This is a genomic window from Micromonospora sp. WMMD723 (genome assembly GCF_049863385.1).
Lineage (GTDB): Bacteria > Actinomycetota > Actinomycetes > Mycobacteriales > Micromonosporaceae > Micromonospora > Micromonospora wenchangensis.
This window is the reverse complement of the sequence record NZ_JBMKNR010000001.1, coordinates 4,039,632-4,059,597: the sequence shown is the minus strand read 5'-3', so window position 1 is coordinate 4,059,597 and position 19,966 is coordinate 4,039,632. Positions and strand designations below refer to the sequence as shown.

Annotated in this window: 6 protein-coding genes; 3 read left to right on the top strand and 3 right to left on the bottom strand. The window is 72.9% G+C overall.

Features of this window, described 5'->3' with window-relative positions:
* Positions 1-103: 103 nt before the first annotated feature.
* Positions 104-1,747, top strand: a complete 1,644-nt coding sequence (locus tag ACN261_RS18140; protein ID WP_425851182.1) for a glycoside hydrolase family 27 protein — start codon at positions 104-106, stop codon at positions 1,745-1,747.
* 62 nt (positions 1,748-1,809) lie between these two features.
* On the opposite strand, the gene ACN261_RS18135 is transcribed toward ACN261_RS18140, so the two are convergent.
* Complete coding sequence (locus ACN261_RS18135) at positions 1,810-2,655, bottom strand: alpha/beta fold hydrolase (RefSeq protein WP_421486546.1); 846 nt, start codon at positions 2,653-2,655, stop codon at positions 1,810-1,812.
* 101 nt (positions 2,656-2,756) lie between these two features.
* On the opposite strand from ACN261_RS18135, the gene ACN261_RS18130 reads away from it, so the two are divergent.
* Together ACN261_RS18130 and purU are read left to right on the top strand one after the other, a co-directional pair.
* Entirely contained in the window at positions 2,757-3,230 is a 474-nt protein-coding gene (locus ACN261_RS18130; protein WP_421486545.1) for a MarR family winged helix-turn-helix transcriptional regulator, read from the top strand.
* 94 nt (positions 3,231-3,324) lie between these two features.
* The gene (gene purU / locus ACN261_RS18125; RefSeq protein WP_425851180.1) at positions 3,325-4,176 is read left to right on the top strand and encodes a formyltetrahydrofolate deformylase; all 852 of its coding nucleotides are present in this window, start codon (positions 3,325-3,327) and stop codon (positions 4,174-4,176) included.
* A 78-nt stretch (positions 4,177-4,254) separates the two neighbouring features.
* On the opposite strand, the gene ACN261_RS18120 is transcribed toward purU, so the two are convergent.
* Entirely contained in the window at positions 4,255-5,892 is a 1,638-nt protein-coding gene (locus ACN261_RS18120) for a DHA2 family efflux MFS transporter permease subunit (protein ID WP_421486544.1), read from the bottom strand.
* Positions 5,893-5,954: 62 nt separating this feature from the next.
* On the bottom strand, positions 5,955-19,940 hold the full coding sequence (locus ACN261_RS18115; protein WP_425851178.1) for a type I polyketide synthase: 13,986 nt from the start codon (positions 19,938-19,940) through the stop codon (positions 5,955-5,957).
* Positions 19,941-19,966: the final 26 nt, after the last annotated feature.

The window sequence follows — 19,966 nt, the reverse complement described above, 5'->3', positions numbered from 1 at the left end:
TACGGCCGACGGGCGCGTATTGACGTCAGATGTCAGACGAATTACGTTGGCGAACGTCGATGTATTGCGGATCGTGGCCTGCACCCCGGCGAGGAGCGTGCACATGTCCAGACGAAGAGTCGCCCTGTTGTTGCCCGCCCTGCTCGCCACGACCCTCGGCACGGCGGTGGTCACCGGGGCGGTGGTGCTCGGCAGCGCCCCGCCCGCGCAGGCGTTGGAGAACGGCCTGGCCCGCACCCCGCAGATGGGCTGGAACGACTGGAACTCCTTCGGGTGCAACGTCAACGAGACGCTCATCCGGCAGACCGCCGACACGATGGTGGCAAGCGGCATGGCGGCGGCCGGCTACGAGTACGTCAACATCGACGACTGCTGGTCGACCAAACAGCGCAACGCCAGCGGCGACCTGGTCGCCGACCCGGCGAAGTTCCCCAGCGGCATGAAGGCGCTCGCCGACTACGTCCACGGCAAGGGGCTGAAGCTCGGCATCTACTCCTCGGCCGGGACGACCACCTGCGCCGGCTACCCGGCGAGCATCAACTACGAGCAGCGCGACGCCAACCTCTGGGCGTCCTGGGGCGTCGACTACCTGAAGTACGACAACTGCGGCGACCACCTCGGTCGCAGCGGGCAGCAGCGCTACACCGCGATGCGGGACGCGCTGGCGGCCACCGGCCGGAAGATCCTCTACAGCCTGTGCAACTGGGGCCAGGAGAGCGTCTGGACCTGGGGCGCGTCGGTGGGCAACTCCTGGCGCAACACCGGCGACATCGGCGGCAACTGGAACTCCATCATGGGCATCCTCGACCAGCAGGTCGGCAAGGACTCGTACGCCCGGCCCGGCGCGTGGAACGACCCGGACATGCTGGAGGTCGGCAACGGACCCACCGACACCGAGTCGCGGGCGCACTTCAGCCTCTGGGCGCTGTTGAACGCGCCGCTGCTGGCCGGCAACGACCTGCGCTCCATGTCGGCGGCCACCCGGACCATCCTGACCAACACCGAGGTCATCGCGGTCGACCAGGACTGGGGCGGGCGGCAGGGCTACAAGATCAGCGACAGCGGCGACCTGGAGGTCTGGCGTAAGCCGATGTCCACCGGGGCGGTGGCCACGGTGCTGCTCAACCGGGGTGGCGGCACGGCCACGGTCACCACCACGGCCAGCGCGCTGGGCCTCGGTAGCGCCTCGTCGTACGCGGTGCGGGATCTCTGGGCGCACAGCAGCGCGACGTCGGGCGGCACCATCAGCGCCTCGGTGCCGGCACACGGCGCGGCGATGTTCCTGGTGACCGGCGGCGGTACTCCCCCGCCGACCACCCCGCCCCCGACCACTCCCCCGCCGACCACGCCGCCCCCGGGCACGACGTCCGCCGTACGCAGCGTCTCCGCCGGCCGGTGCCTGGACGTCAACGGCGCGGCGCAGACCAACGGCGCGACCACCATCGTCTGGGACTGTCACGGCCAGGCGAACCAGTCCTGGACCTCGACCGGCAGCCAGGAGCTGCGGGTCTACGGCAGCAAGTGCCTGGACGTCAACAACGCCGGCACCGCCAACGGCACATCGGTGATCATCTGGGACTGCAACGGCCAGTCGAACCAGAAGTGGCGCTTCAACGCCGACGGCACCGTCACGGCGGTCGGCTCGGGCCGGTGCCTGGACCTGGTGGGCAACGGCACGGCCAACGGCACCCGTACCCAGATCTGGGACTGCAACGGCGCGACCAGCCAGCGGTGGAGTCGCGGCTGAGCCGGTAGCCGGGCACCGGTCGACGACGCGCCGCCGCGGGCACCGCCCCGCGCGGCGCGTGGTCATTCCCGCGCGGCGAGGACCTCGCGCAGCGTCGCCGCGTACCCCCGGGGGTGGGTGGTGTTGCCGTTGTGCCCGCCGGGGAAGACCACCGGCGTGGTCCCGAGCAGCTCGGCCAGCCGGTCCGCGCACCGCCTGTCGAAGACCTCCGGCGCGGTGCGGGCACCGACCGCCGGGACGATCCGGGTGCCGCAGCCGGGCAGGTCCTCCGGGCGCAGGTCGTCGCCGACGATCGCGGTGAAGTCCCTTCGGATGAACGTGTCGAAGTTGGCGATGCGGCGCGGCGTCAGCGGCTGCGGGGTGAGGTCGGGCTCGGCCTCCTGGCAGGCCGGGTCGATGCCGAGCACCCGGGCGATCTCCCGCATCGCCTCGGTCAGCCCCCGGGCCGCGTAGCGTCGCTGGACGTCGAGCAGTTCGCGCTCGTGGCGGGCCCGCTCGGCGGCGGGCAGCAGCCGGGGGGAGACCGGCTCGTGGGCGACGAGGGTGTGCAGCAGACCGGGGTAGCGGACGGCCAGCCGCAGCCCGATCGAGGCGCCGAGGCTGCACCCGAGCATCGCGGCCGGCCGGTCGGTGAGGCTGGTCAGCAGGAGGTGGACGTCGTCCGCGTGGTCGACCAGGGTCACCGGCCGGTCGGGGTCGGTGAGCGGGCTGCGGGACAGCCCGCGCCGGTCGTAGGTCACCACGGTGTACGCGTCGGCGAGCTGCGCGACCAGGTCGGTGGTCCGGCGGGCGTCACCCTCTCCGCTCTGGCCGATCAGCAGGAGCGGGCCGCCGCCCCGGACCTCGTGGTAGAGCCGGGCGCCGGGAACGGCGAGCGTGCCGGTCCGGAGGGTGTCGGTGACGGACATCTGCATCTCCATGCGCTGACGGGCGGGCGGGTCCCGCCGACAAAAAGCATCGTATCAGATGCATCTCGGATGATGGATCGTTTCTGATGTACCCTGAACGGGTGAACGGCATCGAGTTGTTCCTCCTGGGGCGCACCCTCATGAAGCTCGGCGAGGAGGCGATCCCCACCGAGGGGGTCGACTCCCACCCGGCGCTGCACCGCTCCGTGCTCATCGTCGCCAGCGACATCCGGGCCCACCCGGGCACCTCGGTCAGCGAGATCGCCGACCGGACGGGCTTCCCGCAGAGCAAGGTGTCGGTCTGCGCCGCCCGCCTGCGCAAGGCCGGCGCCATCGAGGCCACCCCCGACCCCGACGACCGGCGACGGCTGCTGCTGCACACCGCGCAGCAGGTCTCCGACCGGGTCGTCCAGATCAGGGCCGCCTCGGTCGACGGCGCGCTCGCCGCCGCCCTCGGCACCGACGACCCGGCCCGGATCGCCGAGATCACCGCCGCCCTGGAAACCCTCGCCCGCAGCCTCACCCCGCAGACGCTGCTGCGGCTCCGCGGCGGCACCGAGCCGACCGACGGGTGAACGGCGCGACGCAGGATCGGCGTTAGACCGCGTCGGCAGACTCGGCGTCGGGGTGCCACCGTCCAGGGCGCCCCGGAATCGTCGAGGAGAGCGGATGTCGGTCGACACCCTTCGTCTAGTCGTGTCCAGCCCCGACCGGCCGGGCATCATCGCCGCCGTGGCCCGGTTCCTGCACGAGCGGGGAGCCAGCATCGTGGAGCTGGACCAGTACACCAGCGAACCCAGCGGCGGCCAGTTCTACCTGCGTACCGAGTTCACCATCGCGCCCGCACGGCGGGCCGGCCTGGCCGGGGAGTTCGCCACCGCCATCGGCGAGCCGTTCGGCATGCACTGGCGGTTCACCGACGCGCGGCAGGTCAAACGGATCGCCATCCTGGCCTCGCGGGCCGACCACTGCCTGGTGGACCTGCTCTGGCGGTGGCGACGCGGAGAGTTGGCCGCGGACATCACCCTGGTCGCCTCGAACCACCCCGTCCTGCGCGACACGGTGACCGGATTCGGCGTGCCCTTCCACGAGGTACCGGTCCGGCCCGGTGCCCGCGACGCCGCCGAGGGCACCCTCACCGATCTGCTGGCCGGGCAGTGCGACCTGATCGTGCTGGCCCGCTACATGCAGATCCTCAGCGGCGGGTTCCTGGAGAAGGTCGGCGTCCCGGTGATCAACATCCACCACTCGTTCCTGCCCGCGTTCCCCGGCGCCGGCCCGTACGAGCGGGCCCGGCAGCGTGGGGTGAAGCTGATCGGCGCCACCGCGCACTACGTCACCGCCGCGCTCGACGAGGGGCCGATCATCGAACAGGACGTGATCCGCACCTCGCACCGGGACACCACCGCGACCCTGGTCCGGCTCGGCGCGGACGTGGAACGCACCGTCCTGGCCCGGGCCGTCGCATGGCACTGCGCCGACCGGCTGCTCCAGTACGACAACCGGGTGCTGGTCTTCTGAGCACCGCCCGACGCGAACGAGGTGTCCCCGGCCCGCGACTGCGGGCCGGGGACACCTCGTTCGCGGGCGTCAGCCGTCCTAGGAACGGCTTCCCTCGGTCGAGGCCGCCACGGCGGCGGCTGCGGCCGGTGCCGGCGCCGGCACCGCGGTGCCCGGCGGGGTCGGGGCCGGGGGACGCCGCCTGACGAACGTGGTGAGCACCGCCGCGACCACGACGATGGCGATCGGGAACAGGAAGTTGGTCTTCAACATGGACAGGAAGGCGTGGTCGTACACGTTGGTGAAGACCGTCGCGATCTGCGCCCGGAGCTGGTCGGGCAGGTCACCCGGCAGGTGACCGAAGATGCCACCGGGCCCGCCGGCCCCGGCCTGCACCCCGGCGTCGACGAACCGGTCGCGCACGTCCGCCGGCAACTGCCCGGCCTGCGCGGTCGCCTCCTGGCGGACGGTGGTGGCGAGCCGGCTCTGGATCAGCGCACCGACGATCGCCAGGCCGAGCACCGAACCGAGCTGGCGCACCGTGTTGTTGAGCCCGGACGCCGCCCCGGCCAGGCGCGGGTTGACCCCGCGCATCGCCTCGGTGGCCATCGGCGCGAGCAACGACCCGGTGCCGAGGCCGGCGACGAGCAGACCGGGCACGAAGGTGTACCACTTGCTGTCCAGCTGGGCCAGGCTGACCAGGATCACCATGCCGATGGCGTACATGGTGAGACCGAACAGCAGGACGAACTTGCCGCCGATGCGGTCCGACAGCCGCCCCGCGAACGGGGACACGATGATCGCAACCAGCGGCGAGGGCGCCAGCGTCAGACCGGCGTGCAGCGCGTCCATTCCCAGGACCTGCTGGAGGTAGAGGTTCATCGGCAGGACCAGCCCGAGCATCGCCATCGAGACGACGGCCGCGTTGATGCTCATGATCGTGTAGTTGCGGTCCCGGAACAACGCGAACGGCACCAGCGGCTCGTCGTCCTGCTTGGTGCGCTGGTGGGCGATGAAGACGCCGATCAGCACCACGCCGGCGGCGAGCAACGCCCAGATCTGCACGCTCCAGTCGTAGCGCTCGCCCTCGTTGAGGGCGAACACCACGCAGAACAGTGCCGCGGTGGCGATCAGCACGCCGACGACGTCGAAGCTGTGCTTGCGGTCCGGCTTCATGTTGGGGATGAGCAGCGGGGTCAGCACCAGCACGGCGATGCCCAGCGGCACGTTGACGAAGAAGATCGACCGCCAGCCGAAGGTCGACACCAGCAGGCCGCCGAGGGTCGGGCCGGAGATGGTGGCGACACCGGCGACGGCACCCCACACGCCCATGGCCGTGCCCCGCCGCTGCGGCGGGAAGATGCCGATGATCATCGCGAGGGTCTGCGGCACCATCATCGCCGCGCCGATGCCCTGCACGGCCCGCGCGCCGATGAGCTGGCCGGGGTTCTGCGCCGCGCCGCAGACGATGCTCGCCACGGTGAAGACCGCCGTGCCGGTGAGGAACAGCAGCCGTGGCCCCTTGAGGTCACCGAGCCGTCCGGTAGTGATCAACAGGACGGCGAGGACCAGCGAGTACGCGCTGATCACCCAGAGCACCTGGTTGAACGAGGCGCCCAGGTCGGACATCACGTCCGGGATGGCGATGTTGACGATGGTGAGGTCCAACAGGGTCATGAAGAAACCGATCGACAGTGTCGCCAGCACCGCCCACGGGTTTCCGCGCAGCCTACTCAAGATATTTCCCTTCCATGCCGAATGATGCCGATCCAGGTGCTGACCACACGGTCCCGTGCAGGTCAGGAGAGCCGATCCGGTTGCGGACCGCTGAGCTCTCGGTCGAGGGTGTGGAACAGGTCGTCGTCGTCGATCGCGTCGAGTTCGTCGGCGCCCCCGGCGGCTTCGTCGCCGCCCTGCCGGCCCTGCCAGCTCCACAGCAGATTCCTCAGTCGCTCACCGATGTCGTCCTCCTCCCCGTCGGGGATGTCGCGGGTGGCCAGCAGAGCGTCCAACCGGTCCAGCACGGCCAGCACCGCTCCGGCGGGTTCACCGGTCTCCGGCACCAGACGGGTGCCGATCTGCTCCGACAGCGCCGCTGCGGTCGGAAAGTCGAAGACGAGCGTGGTCGGCAGCCGCAGCCCGGTCGCGCTGTTGAGCCGGTTGCGCAACTCCACCGCCGTCAGTGAGTCGAAGCCCATGTCGCGCAGGCTGCGGGCGTCCTCCACGACCTCCGCGTCGGAGTAGCCCAGGACGCCGCGGATCTCCGTACGCACCAGATCCAGCAGCCGTTCGCCGCGCTGCTGCGCCGGCAGGGCGGCCAGGCTGTCGGCGAGCCCCTCCGGCCCACTGCCGGGGGCGGCGGCGGCCACCGACCGGCGGGCCGGCGCGGGCGTCACCGGGGCCAGCGCGGTGAGGACGTCCGGCAGCCCACCGACGCCGGCCGACGCCCGCAGCGCCGCCGGCGCGAACGCCGCCGCGACCACGACCGGCGGGAGGTCCCCGCCGGCACCGGCCACGGTGGACCCCCGGTACGCGAGCGCCTCGTCGAGCAGCCCCAACGCGTCCGGCGCGGCCATCGGGGTGATGCCGATCCGGGCCAGCCGGGCCCGGTCCGTCGCGCCCAGCTCGCCGGCCATGCCGCCGGTGCCCCACAGCCCCCAGCCGACGGCCAGGCCGGGAAGTCCCTCGGCACGGCGCTGCCCGGCCAGCGCCTCCAGGAAGCCGTTGGCCGCCGCGTAGTTGGCCTGCCCGGCGGTCCCGACGGTGGCCGCCACCGACGAGAACAGCACGAACGCGGACAGGCGTCGGCCCCGGGTGAGTTCGTGCAGGTTCCACGCGCCCCGGGCCTTCGGGCGGAGCACGGCGGCACAGCGTTGCGCGGTCAGCCCGGTGAGCACCCCGTCGTCGAGCACACCGGCGGCGTGGAAGACCGCACCCGGCCGGTACGCGTCGAGCACCTCGGCCAGCCGCTCCCGATCGGCGACGTCGCAGGCGACGACGGTGGCGGTGGCACCGGCGGCGGTCAGGTCGGCGAGCAGTTCCTCCGCGCCGGGAGCCGCGGACCCCCGCCGGGCGGTCAGCACCAGCCGGCGGACGCCCCGTGCGACGAGGTGGCGGGCGAGCACGCCGCCCACCGCGCCCGTCGCACCCGTGATCAACACGGGGCCGTCCGCGTCGAGCCGGTCGCCCGGGGTGGTCCCCGGGTCCGGCAGGCTCACGGCTGGGTCCCTCCCGTCCGGCGCGGTCCGGGAGGGGCGGGGAAGCGGGGTGAGCCGGGGGGCGAGGGCGACGCCGTCGCGCAGGGCCAGCCGGGGGTCCCGGGCGGCCAGTGCCATCGGCAGGGCGGTGATCGAGGCCGGGGTGCCGTCCACGTCGATCACCGTGATCCGGCCGGGGTTCTCGCTCTGCGCACTGCCGAGCATCGCCCACACCGCCGCCATCGCCGGATCGGGCGTCTCTCCCGGCCGCGCGGCGACCGCCAGTTCGGTGAGCACGATCAGGCCCACGTCGGCCAGCAGGTCGTCGGCCAACCACTGCTGCAACAGCTCCAGCGTGTCGGCGACCGCCCGCTCGGCGGCCACCGGCGGCGGCAGCTCGGCCATCGCCCGGCTCGTGGCGATCGAGGAGACGGCGTCGACCACGATCACCGACGGCGGCGGGGTCCCGGTCGCCACCGCCTCGTGCACGGCCGTCATGTCGACGAAGAGGGCGGCCGGGCCGAGCAGCTCCGCCGCCGAGTCGGCCAGCACCCGGCCGTCGTCGAGCACCGCCCACCGGGGGTGCGGGCTCGGGTCGACCGCCGGCAGCGCCACCGGGTGCCAGTCGACCCGGTACAGGTCACCGGCCGGCCCCTCCTCCGGCAGGTACGGCCGCAGGGCCAGCTCCGCGATGTCGGCGATCGGCGCACCCGCCGGGTCGACCAACGACACGGAGACGGTGCCGGCTCCGGTCCCCGGCGCGAGCCGCACCCGGGCGCTGGTCGCGCCGCTGGCGTGCAGGGCGAAACCGGCGACGGTGAACGGCAGGTGCAGCCGGTCGGTCGTGGGGACGCCGAACGCGACGGCGCGCAGTGCCGCGTCGAGCAGCGCCGGGTGCAGTCCGAAGCCGGCCGCGTCGGACGGCACCGGGTCGGGCAGGGTCACCTCGGCGTAGTGGACGTCACCGGCCCGCCAGAGCGCCCGGACACCGTCGAAGGCCGGGCCGATCGCCAGGCCGGCGGCGGCCAGGTCGACGTGCAGGGCGGCCAGGTCCACCGGTGCCGCCCCGCGCGGCGGCCACGACTCGCCCCCGGGCCAACCGGCCGGCGCGGACACCTCGGCGCTGAGCAGGCCGTCGGCGTTGAGCCGCCACGGCAGCGACCGGTCCTGCGGCTGGGTGTGCACGGTGAAGGCACGGCGACCCGACCCGTCGACCGGCCGGACGGTGACCTGGAGCCGGACGGCCTCCTGCGCCGCCAGCACGATCGGCGCCCGGAAGGTGAGTTCGTCGACCCGCCCGCAGCCGACCTGGTCACCCGCGCGCACGGCCAGATCGGCGATCGCCGCGCCGGGCAGCGTGACCACCCCGCCGACCGCGTGGTCGGCCAGCCACGGCTGGTCGGCCACCGAGAGTCGACCGGTGAGCAGTTCCCCCGCGCCGTCGGCCAACTCGACCACGGCACCGAGCAGGGGGTGGTCCGCCGCGTCCTGGCCGGCGGCCCGGGTGTCCCCGGCCGGGGCGGGGGCGTCGAGCCAGTGCCGGGTGGCCTGGAACGGGTAGGTGGGCAGGGCGACCAGCCGGCCGGCCGGGTTGCGCGCCGCCAGCACCGCCGCCGGGTCGGGGTGCTCGGCGTTGGCCAGCACGGTCGCCACGGTCGCCGCGAAGGTCTCCTGTTCCGGCTGGCCGGTCCGCAACGCGGCCACCGTCACCGGTGCCGGTTCCGCGCCGCCGATGCTGCCCTGCACCATCGCGGCGAGCACCGGGTCCGGTCCCAGCTCGACGAAGAGCCGGACCCCGTCGGCGTGCAGGGTACGGACCCCCTCGTGGAACCGGACGGTGCCCCGCAGGTGACGCGCCCAGTAGTCGGGGGAGGTCAGTTCCTCGGTGGTGGCGGTCCGACCGGTGACGTTGGAGACGATCGGGATCTCCGGCTCGTGGAAGGTCAACGCAGCGGCGAGGTCCACGAACTCCGCCAGCACACCGTCCATGTGCGCGGAGTGGAAGGCGTGGCTGACGCGCAGCTGCCGGGTGCCGATCCCGTCGGCCCGGCACCGCTCGGCGACCCGCTGCGCCGCGTCGGCGTCACCGGAGACGACCACCGACTCCGGGCCGTTGATCCCGGCGATGCTCAACCGGTCCGCGTCCGGCCCGAGCAGGGCGGTCACGGTGGGCTCGTCGGCCCGGATCGAGATCATCGCCCCACCCTCGGGGGCCGACTCCATCAGCCGGCCACGGGCGGCCACCAGCCGGCACGCGTCGGGCAGGGTGAGCACCCCGGCCACGTGCGCGGCGACGACCTCGCCGATCGAGTGGCCGATCAGCCGGTCGGCGACGACACCGGCCCGCTCGACCAGCCGGTAGAGCGCGGTCTGCACGGCGAACAGGGCGGCCTGGGTGTAGCGGGTCCGGTCGAGCAGCGCGGCGTCGGCCGAGCCGGGCGCGGCGAAGACGACCTCCCGCAGGGGACGGTCCAGGTGCGGGTCCAGGTGGGCGCAGACCTCGTCGAAGGCCGCCGCGAAGACGGGTTCGGTGGCGTACAGCCCGGCACCCATGCCGGGACGCTGGCTGCCCTGCCCGGTGAACATCAGCGCCAGCCCGCCGGGCGCGCCGCGCCCGGTGACGACGCCACCGGCCACGCCGCCGTCGGCGAGCGCCGACAGGCCGGCGAGCAGGCCGTCGCGGTCCCGGCAGACCAGCACCGCGCGGTGCGCGAACACCGCCCGCCGACCCAGGGTGTACGCCGTGTCCGCGAGCGCCCGCCGGCCGTCCGGGCCGGTCTGCGCGGCCGGCGGTCCGGCCAGGGCGTCGGCGAGCCGGCGGGCCTGCACGCGCAGCGCCTCGACGGTACGCGCCGAGAGGGGGACGACGACCGGGGTGGCCCCGGCGACGCCGTCGTCCGTACCCGGGTCGACGCCGGAGCGCTCCTGCCCCGGGTCGGGGGACGGGCTGCCCGGGTCGCCGCCGTCGGGGTGTCCGGCCGGCGCGGGAGCTTCGACGATGACGTGGGCGTTGGTGCCGCTGATGCCGAACGACGAGATACCCGCCCGGCGGGGACGGTCGGCCGCCCCGACCCATTCCCGGGCCTCGTCGAGCAGGCGGACCGCACCGGCCGACCAGTCCACGTGCGGCGTCGGCTCCTGCACGTGCAGGGTGCGCGGGAGGATGCCGTGACGCATCGCGAGCACCATCTTGATCACGCCGCCCACCCCGGCGGCGGCCTGCGCGTGGCCGATGTTGGACTTCAGCGAGCCGAGCCACAGCGGGGTCTGCGGGGAGCGTCCGGCACCGTACGTGGCGATGAGGGCCTCGGCCTCGATCGGGTCGCCGAGCCGGGTGCCGGTGCCGTGGGCCTCCACCGCGTCGACGTCGACGCCGGTGAGCCCGGCCGAGGCGAGCGCCTGCCGGATCACCGCACGCTGGGCCGTCCCGTTCGGCGCGGTCATCCCGTTGCTGGCCCCGTCCTGGTTGACGGCGGAACCGCTGAGCACCGCGAGCACCTCGTGCCCGTTGCGTTCGGCGTCGGAGAGCCGTTCGAGCAGCAGCAGACCGACCCCCTCGGCCCAGCCGGTGCCCGTCGCCGACGACGAGAAGGCCCGGCAGCGGCCGTCGGCGGAGAGCGCGCCCTGCCTGCTGAACTCGATGAACGTCTTCGGGGTGGCCATCACGGTGACGCCACCGGCGAGGGCCAGCGTGCACTCGCCCCGGCGCAGTGCCTGCGCGGCCAGGTGCACCGACACCAGCGACGAGGAGCAGGCCGTGTCGACGGTGACCGCCGGTCCCTCCAGCCCGAAGGTGTACGCGATGCGTCCGGAGGCGACACTGCCGGCGCTGCCGTTGTAGAGGTAGCCCTCGGCGGATTCGGGGGCGGCGGCCAGCCGGGCCCCGTAGTCGCCGTACATCACCCCGACGAACACGCCGGTGCTGCTGCCCCGCAGGGTGGCCGACGGCAGGCCGGCCCGTTCGAACGTCTCCCAGGCGGTCTGGAGCAGCAGCCGTTGCTGGGGGTCCATCGCGGCGGCCTCGCGGGGGTTGATGCCGAAGAAGTCGGCGTCGAACCGGTCGGCGTCGTAGAGGAAACCGCCCTGGTCGGCGTGGCTGGTGCCGGGTCCGTCCGAGCCGGTGTCGACCAGGCCGGACATGTCCCAGCCCCGGTTGCGGGGGAACCCGCCCACCGCGTCCACCCCGTCGGCGACGAGCCGCCACAACTGCTCCGGGGACTCGACACCGCCCGGGTAGCGGCAGCCCATCGCCACGATCGCGATCGGCTCGTCGGCCGGCCCGACCGTCGGGGCGACCGGCGTCGGGGCGGGGCCGGTGCCGCCGGAGACCCGCTGCTCGAGGTGCTCGGCGAGCGCGGCCGGGGTGGGGTGGTCGAAGACGAGGGTGACCGGCAGGGTGATCCCGGTGGCGGCCCCGATCCGGTTGCGCAGCTCGACCGCGCTGAGCGAGTCGAAGCCGAAGTCCTTGAAGGTGCGGTCGACCTCCATCGTCCCGGCCGGGTCGTGCCCGAGGACGGTGAGGACCGCGCCGCGCAGGAGTTCGGTGACCGCCTCCCGACGCCGGGCCGCAGGCAGCGCCGCCATCCGCCGCTCCCAGGACTGCCCGGTGTCGACGCCGGCGGTCGCCCGCACCCGACGTGGGGTGACCCGGACCAGGTCCCCGAAGAGGGCGGGCAACAGCCCGGCGGTGGCCTTCGCGCGGAGCGCGGCCTCGTCCAGCCGGGCCGCGACCACCGTCGCCGGGCGCGGCTGCGCTGCGGTCGGGTCGTCGGCCCGGACCGCCTCGAACAGCGCCAGGCCGGCCGCCTCGTCCAGCGCGCCGATCCCGTCGCGGCCCAGCCGGCTCAGGTCGGCCCGGCTGAGGTGGGCGGTCATGCCGGACGCCGTGGCCCACAGGCCCCAGGCGATGCTGGTGGCGGGCAGGCCGTGGGCGCGTCGGTGCGCGGCCAGACCGTCCAGGAAGCCGTTGGCCGCGGTGTAGTTGGCCTGGCCGGCGTTGCCCAGCGTGGCGGTCACCGACGAGAAGAGCACGAACTCGGTCAGGTCGAGATCGCGGGTCAACTCGTGCAGGTGCCACGCCGCGGTCTTCGGCCGCAGGACGACGTCGAGCTGCTCGGGGCGCAGCGAGGTGAACAGGCCGTCGTCGAGCACCCCGGCGGCGTGCAGCACGGCGGTGAGCGGATGCGCGGCGGGAATCGCGTCGAGCAGCCGGGCGAGCTGCGACCTGTCGGTCACGTCGCAGGCCGCCACCTCCACCCGGGCGTCGAGGTCGCCCAGCGCGGCGGTCAGTTCGGCCATCCCGGGCGCGTCGGCACCGCGCCGGGCGACGAGCAGCAGCCGCTGGGTGGGGTACCGGGCGGCCAGGTGGCGGGCGAAGACCCCACCGAGCACCCCGGAAGCGCCGGTGATCAGGACGGTGCCGTCGGTGCGCGTCGCCACGGTCGACGTCGTGCCGCCGGGCGGGGCGACCGGGGTCAGCCGGGGCCGGTGGTCGACGCCCGCCCGGATGGCGACCTGCGGCTCGGTGCCGCGCGCCGCGACGTCGACGGCGGCCTGGGAGCGCCCGTCGTCGTCCAGGTCGATCAGCACGATCCGGTCCGGGTGCTCGAGCTGGGCGGTACGCAGCAGTCCCCACACGGCGGCGGCGGCCGGGTCGACGTCCTCGCCGGGCCGGACCGCGACCCCGCCCCGGGTCAGCACGACCAGCTTCGCCGGGTGGATCCGGTCCGGCGACCCGTCGGCGTCGGCCCCGGTCAGCCAGCGGGTGACCTCGGCGTGCACCTCGTGCACGACCGACCGGGTGGCTTCGGCGACGTCGCCGTCGGTGTGCTCGACGCACCGGCCGGTCAGGTCCAGCACCTGCTGGTCGGGCGCGTCCGCCGGGTCCGCGTCGGTGACGCCCCGCTCGCCCGCGGGGGACCAGGTGATGGCGTACAGCCCGCCGTCGGTGGCGGGACCGCGCAGGTCGCCGGAGAGGGGCCGCATCGCGAGGCTGTCCACGGTGGCCAGGGCGGCGCCGGTCGGATCGGTGACGACCAGGTGCAGGACACCGGGTGCGGTCCGGGTGAGCTGGACCCGGGCCGACGTGGCAGCCGTCCGGTGCAACGCGACGCCGGACCAGGCGAAGGGCAGCTCGACGGGTGCGTCGGGGGCCTGCGGGTCGGTCAGGCCGGCGTGCAGGGCGGCGTCGAGCAGTGCCGGGTGGATGGCGAAGGCGGTGACCCCGGCGTGCTGCTCGGCGGCGAGCGCCACCTCGGCGAAGACCTGGTTCCCCCGACGCCAGGCGGCCTGCACACCCTGGAAGGCCGGGCCGTAGTGGTAGCCCCGCGCGGCCAGGTCGGGGTAGAGGTCGGCACAGTCGATGGGCTCCGCGTCGGCCGGCGGCCAGGTGTCGGCCAGGCCCTCGGCCGGCGCGCGGTCGGCGCTGTCGGAGAGGACACCGACGGCGCAGGTCGTCCAGGCCGTCCCGGCGGGGCCGCTGCGGGCGAAGAGGGAGACGGGCCGGCGACCGGCGTCGTCCGCGGCGTCGACCACGGCCCGCAGTTGCGTGGACCCGGTGGTCAGGACGAGCGGCTGATGCAGGGTCAGCTCGTCGACGTGGTCGCAGCCGACCTCGTCGCCGGCGCGCAGCGCCATGTCGAGAAAGGCCGTGCCGGGCAGGACGACCGTGTCGCCGACGGCGTGGTCACGCAGCCACGGCTGACCGGTCAGGGACACCCGGCCGGTCAGCACCACCCCGCCCGAGCCGGGCAGCTCCGTCGCGGCGTCCAGCAGCGCGTGGCCGGTGCGGGTCGCGTCGTCGCCGGTGTTGCGGGGTGCCTCCAACCAGTACCGCTCCCCCTGGAACGCATACGTCGGCACCTCCACCAACCGACCCGCACCCACCACCCGCTCCCAATCAACCCCCACCCCCGACACAAACGCCTCACCCAACGACAACAACACCCGACCCACACCACCCTCACCCCGACGCAACGTCGGCACCACCACACCACCCGAACCCAACACCTCCAACGACTCCCGCAAACCCACCGACAACACCGGATGCGGAGAACACTCCACAAACCGCGAAAACCCATCACCCACCAACACCCCCACCACCTCCTCAAACCGCACCGCCGACCGCAAATTCTCAAACCAATAACCACCCCCCAACTCCACACCCGACACCACACCACCCCGCACCGACGAATACACCACCACCTCCCCCGACGAACCCACCACATCCCCCACCAAACCCAACAACTCCTCCCGCACCACATCCACCACCGGATGATGCGACGCATAATCCACCGGCACCCACCGACACCACACCCCCACCCCCTCCAACAACCCCACCAGATCACCCAACAAACCCACCGGACCCGCCACCACACACGACCCCGGCCCATTCACCACACCCACCACCAACTCACCACCAAAACCCACCAACCACGACTCCACCTCACCCACCGACAACCCCACCGACACCATCCCCCCCAACCCCGCCAACCGCTCCCCCACCAACCGCGACCGACCCACCACCACCCGCAACGCATCCTCCAACGACAACACCCCCGCCACACACGCCGCCGCCACCTCACCCTGCGAATGACCCACCACCGCATCCGGCACCACACCCGCAGCCCGCCACACCTCCGCCAAACACACCATCAACACAAACAACGCCGGCTGCACCACATCAACCCGCCCCAACCACTCCTCCCCACCCTCCAACAACACCCCACGAACATCCCAATCCACCAACCCACCCAACACCCCAACACACTCCTCAAACCGCCCCCGAAAAACAGCATCACACCCCCACAACTCCCGACCCATACCCCACCACTGCGACCCCTGACCCGGAAACACAAACACCGTCCCACCCGACACCACCCCACCCGACACCACACCCGACGAAACAGAAACCGGAACCGAACCAGAATCCGAAGACACAACAACCGAAGAAACCGACGGCGGAACATAATCCGAACCCGAACCCAACGCCGTCAAACCCGCCACCAACTCCGCCCGAGAACCACCCACCACCACCGCACGATGACCAAAAACAGCACGACCCGCCAACGTCCACGCCACATCCGACAACGACACCCCACCACCACCCACAAACCCCGCCAACCGCAACGCCTGCGCCCGCAACGACCCCACCGACCGCGCCGACAACACCAACGACACCGGACCGGCATCGTCCACCGACGGCTCCACCGTCGGTTCCGGTTCGAATTCCGGTGCCGACTCCAACACCACATGCGCATTCGTCCCACTGATCCCGAACGACGACACCCCCGCCCGACGCGGCCCGTCACCGCCCCAAACCCGCGCCTCCGTGAGCAGCTCCACCGCACCCGACGACCAATCCACATGCGACGTCGGCTCCACCACATGCAACGTCTTCGGCATCACCCCAGCACGCATCGCCAACACCATCTTGATCACACCAGCAACACCCGCCGCCGCCATCGTATGACCAATATTCGACTTCAACGAACCAAGAAACAACGGACGCTCCGCCGAATGCTCCCGACCATACGTCGCCAACAACGCCTGCGCCTCAATCGGATCACCAAGCTTCGTCCCCGTACCATGCGCCTCCACCACATCCACATCACCCGCCGACAAACCCCCACTCGCCAACGCCTGACGAATCACCCGCTCCTGCGACGGACCATGCGGCGCCGTCAACCCATTCGACGCACCATCCTGATTAACCGCCGAACCCCGCACCACCGCCAACACCCGATGACCATTACGCCGCGCATCCGACAACCGCTCCAACACCACCACACCCACACCCTCACCCCACCCCGTACCATCCGCCGACGACGAAAACGCCTTACACCGACCATCAGCCGACAACCCACCCTGACGCGCAAACTCCACAAACATCCCCGGCGAACCCATCACCGCCACCCCACCCGCCACCGCCAACGACACCTCACCCGACCGCAACGCCCCCACCGCCTGATGCAACGCCACCAACGACGACGAACACGCCGTATCCACCGACACCGCCGGACCACCCAAACCCAACACATACGCCACCCGACCCGACACCACACTCCCCGCCGAACCCGTCAACACATACCCACCAACACCCTCCCCCGCCTCACACAACCGCGGCCCATACTCCAAACCCATCACCCCCAAAAACACCCCCACCCCCACACCACCAACACCACCCACAACACCACCCAAACCCGCACCCTCCAACGCCTCCCACACCACCTCCAACACCACCCGCTGCTGCGGATCCATCACCACAGCCTCACGCGGAGAAACCCCAAAAAACTCCGCATCAAAAACCCCCGCACCCTCCAAAAACCCACCAAACCCCGGCACCCCACCACCCACCAAACCCTCCACATCCCACCCACGATCCACCGGCCACCCACCCACCACATCAACCCCACCCGACACCACATCCCACAAATCCCCCGGCGAACCCACCCCACCACCAAAACGACAACCCATCCCCACAATCGCCACCGCCTCACCCACACCCACACCCGAAACACCCACCCCCACAACCACACCCGACACCAAACCCACCAACCGCTCCGCCACCAACACCGGAGTCGGAAAGTCGAAGACCATGGAGGAGGAGAACGACTGGCCGGTTTCGGCGGTCACCAGGTTGCGCAGTTCCACCGCGGTGAGCGACGAGATGCCGAGTTCCTTGAAGGTGAGCGCACCGTCGACCTCCGCCGGGTCGGCGTACCCGAGCGTCTCGGCGACCAGGCGACGGACGAGCAGCTCGGCGGCGGGCCGGCGGTCCTCCTCGGGCATCGCCAGCAGACGCCCCGCCCAGCTCGCCGGGTCGACGTCCGCCGTCCCGGTCGCGGCGTCCTGCGGGGCGGCCGGCACCGCCGCACCGACCTGCCCGGCAGCGGCGGTATCGGTGGCGGTGGCCGTGGCCGTGTCGATCCAGTACGGCCGCCGCTGGAACGCGTACGTCGGCAGGTCGGTACGGTCGGCGTCCGGCCACAGTGGTGACCAGTCCACCGGTACGCCGTGGGTGTGCAGCCGGGCCAGCGCCGTCAACGCCGTCGTCGGCTCGTCGCGGTCCCGACGCAGCAGGGCGGCGTACGCCGAGTCGTCGGCGTCGCGCTCCGCCTCGGCGAGCCCGGTCAGCACCGGGTCCGGCCCGAGTTCCAGGAACCCGGTGACCCCGGCGGACCGCAGCGTGCGGAGACCGTCGAGGAAGCGGACCGGTCGACGGATCTGCGCCGCCCAGTACGCCGGGTCGGCGTAGTCGGCCCGTACCAGCTCCCCGGACACGTTCGACACCACCGGCACCAGGGGCGTCCGGGTGGGGACGCCGGCGACGATGCGGGTGAACTCGTCGAGCGCCGGGTCCATGTGGGCGGAGTGGAACGCGTGGCTGACCCGCAGCCGTCGGGTCTTGACGTCGAGCTGGTCGAAGTGGGCGGCGAGGTCGGCGACGGCGTCGGCGTCACCGGAGACCACGACGGCGCTGCGCCCGTTCACGGCGGCCAGGTCCAGCCGCCCGGCGACGTCGGCGAGTTGGGCGGCCACGACCTCCTCCGGTGCGGCGATCGCCAGCATCGCGCCCCCGGCCGGAGCGGCCTGCATGAGCCGACCACGGGCGGCGACGAGCAGGCAGGCGTCGGGCAGGGACCAGACCCCGGCGGCGTACGCGGCGGACAGCTCACCGATCGAGTGGCCGAGCAGATGATCGGGGCGTACGCCGAAGGAGACGGTGAGCCGGAACAGTGCCGTCTGGAGGGCGAAGAGCGCGGGCTGCGTGTAGCCGGTCTGGTCGAGCGTGTCCGGGTCGTCCCAGACGACGTCGCGCAGCGGCCGGTCCAGGTGCCTGTCGAGTTCCGCGCAGACCTCGTCGAACGCGTCGGCGAAGACCGGCGAGGCGGCGTACAGGTCGCGGCCCATCCCGGGGCGCTGCGCGCCCTGGCCGGTGAACAGGAAGGCCAGTCCACCGCCGCCGGCCCGGCCGGTGACCAGCCCGGCCCGGCGACGACCGTCGGCGACGGCGGCCAGGCCGGCGAGCAGGTCGTCGCGGTCCCGGCCGACGATCGCGGCCCGGTGGTCGAAGCCACTGCGGGCGGCCAACGAACGGCCGACGTCGCCGACCGGCACCGTGGGCCGGTCGACGAGGTGGTGGTGCAGCCGCTGCGCCTGGGCGCGCAGCGCCGCCGGGGTACGACCGGACAGCGGCCAGACGACGCGGTCAACGGCGGGCACGGCGGCCGGGGTGCCGGGCGGTTCGGTGGCGGGCGGTTCCGTGGCGGGCATCGCGGTGGCGGGCGGTTCGGTTGCGGGCAGTGCGGTGCCGGGCGGTGCGGGCCAGGGGCCGAGGACCAGGTGGCAGTTGGTGCCGCCCATGCCGAAGGAGGAGACGCCGGCCAGGGGTCGGGTGGCGGGCCACGCGGCGAGGGTGGTCTGCACGGTCAGCCTGGTGGCCGCGAAGTCGATCGCCGGGTTGGGCGTCTCGTGGTGCAGGGAGGCGGGGACCAGCCCGTGCCGCAGGGCGAGCACCGTCTTGATCAGCCCCACCACCCCGGCGGCGCCCTCCAGGTGACCGACGTTGGTCTTGGCCGAGCCGACCAGCAGCCGGTCAGCGGGGGGCAGGGCCGCGCCGACCACCGCGCCGAGCGCGGCGGCCTCGATCGGGTCACCCACCGGGGTTCCGGTGCCGTGCAGTTCCACGTACCCGGTGGCGGCCGGGTCGGTGCCGGCGCGGGCGTGCGCGAGCCGGACCACCTGTTCCTGGCCGGCCCGGCTGGGGGTGGTGAGGCCGTCGCCGCCCCCGTCGTTGTTGACGGCGCCGCCGTGGACGACACAGACGATCCGGTCGCCGTCGGCGACGGCGTCGGCGAGCCGCTTCAGGACGACCAGGCCACCGCCCTCGCCCCGGACGTAGCCGTCGGCGCGCGCGTCGAACAGGTGGGTACGCCCGGTGGGCGACAGGCCGCCGAAACCGCGTACGGCATCGGTGCTCTCCCCGGTGAGGATCAGGTTGACGCCACCGGCGAGCACCATCGTGCACTCGCCGGCGTGCAGCGACTCGATCGCCCGGTGCACCGCCACCAGGGCCGACGACTGGCCGGTGTCGACCACCATGCTCGGCCCGGCCAGGCCCAGCCGGTAGGAGACCCGGTTGGCGATGACGCTGCGGTGCAGCCCGGTGAGGGTGTGCGGGCCGGGGTCGCCACCACCGCGACGGGTCAGGGTGGCGTAGTCGTCCTGGATCGTGCCGATGAACACCCCGGTCGACGAGCCGCGCAGCGGCGTCGGGTCGGCGCCGGCGTTCTCCAGCGCCTCCCAGGCCAGTTCCAGCATCAGCCGCTGCTGCGGGTCCATCGCGGCGGCCTCGCGGGGTGACACCCCGAAGAACGGGGCGTCGAAGCCGGCCACGTCGTCGAGGAAGCCGCCGCGACGGACCGTACCCGGGTCACCGGACCAGCGGTCGGCCGGTGCCTCGCGGATCGCCTCCTCCCCGCGTACCAACAGGTCCCAGAACTCCTGCGGGGAGGCTGCGCCGGGAAACCGGCAGGACATTCCGATGACCGCGATGGCGTCCTGGTACGCGGGGGCGATGCTTCCCATGGATGGCCGTCCCTGTTCGGTGGTGG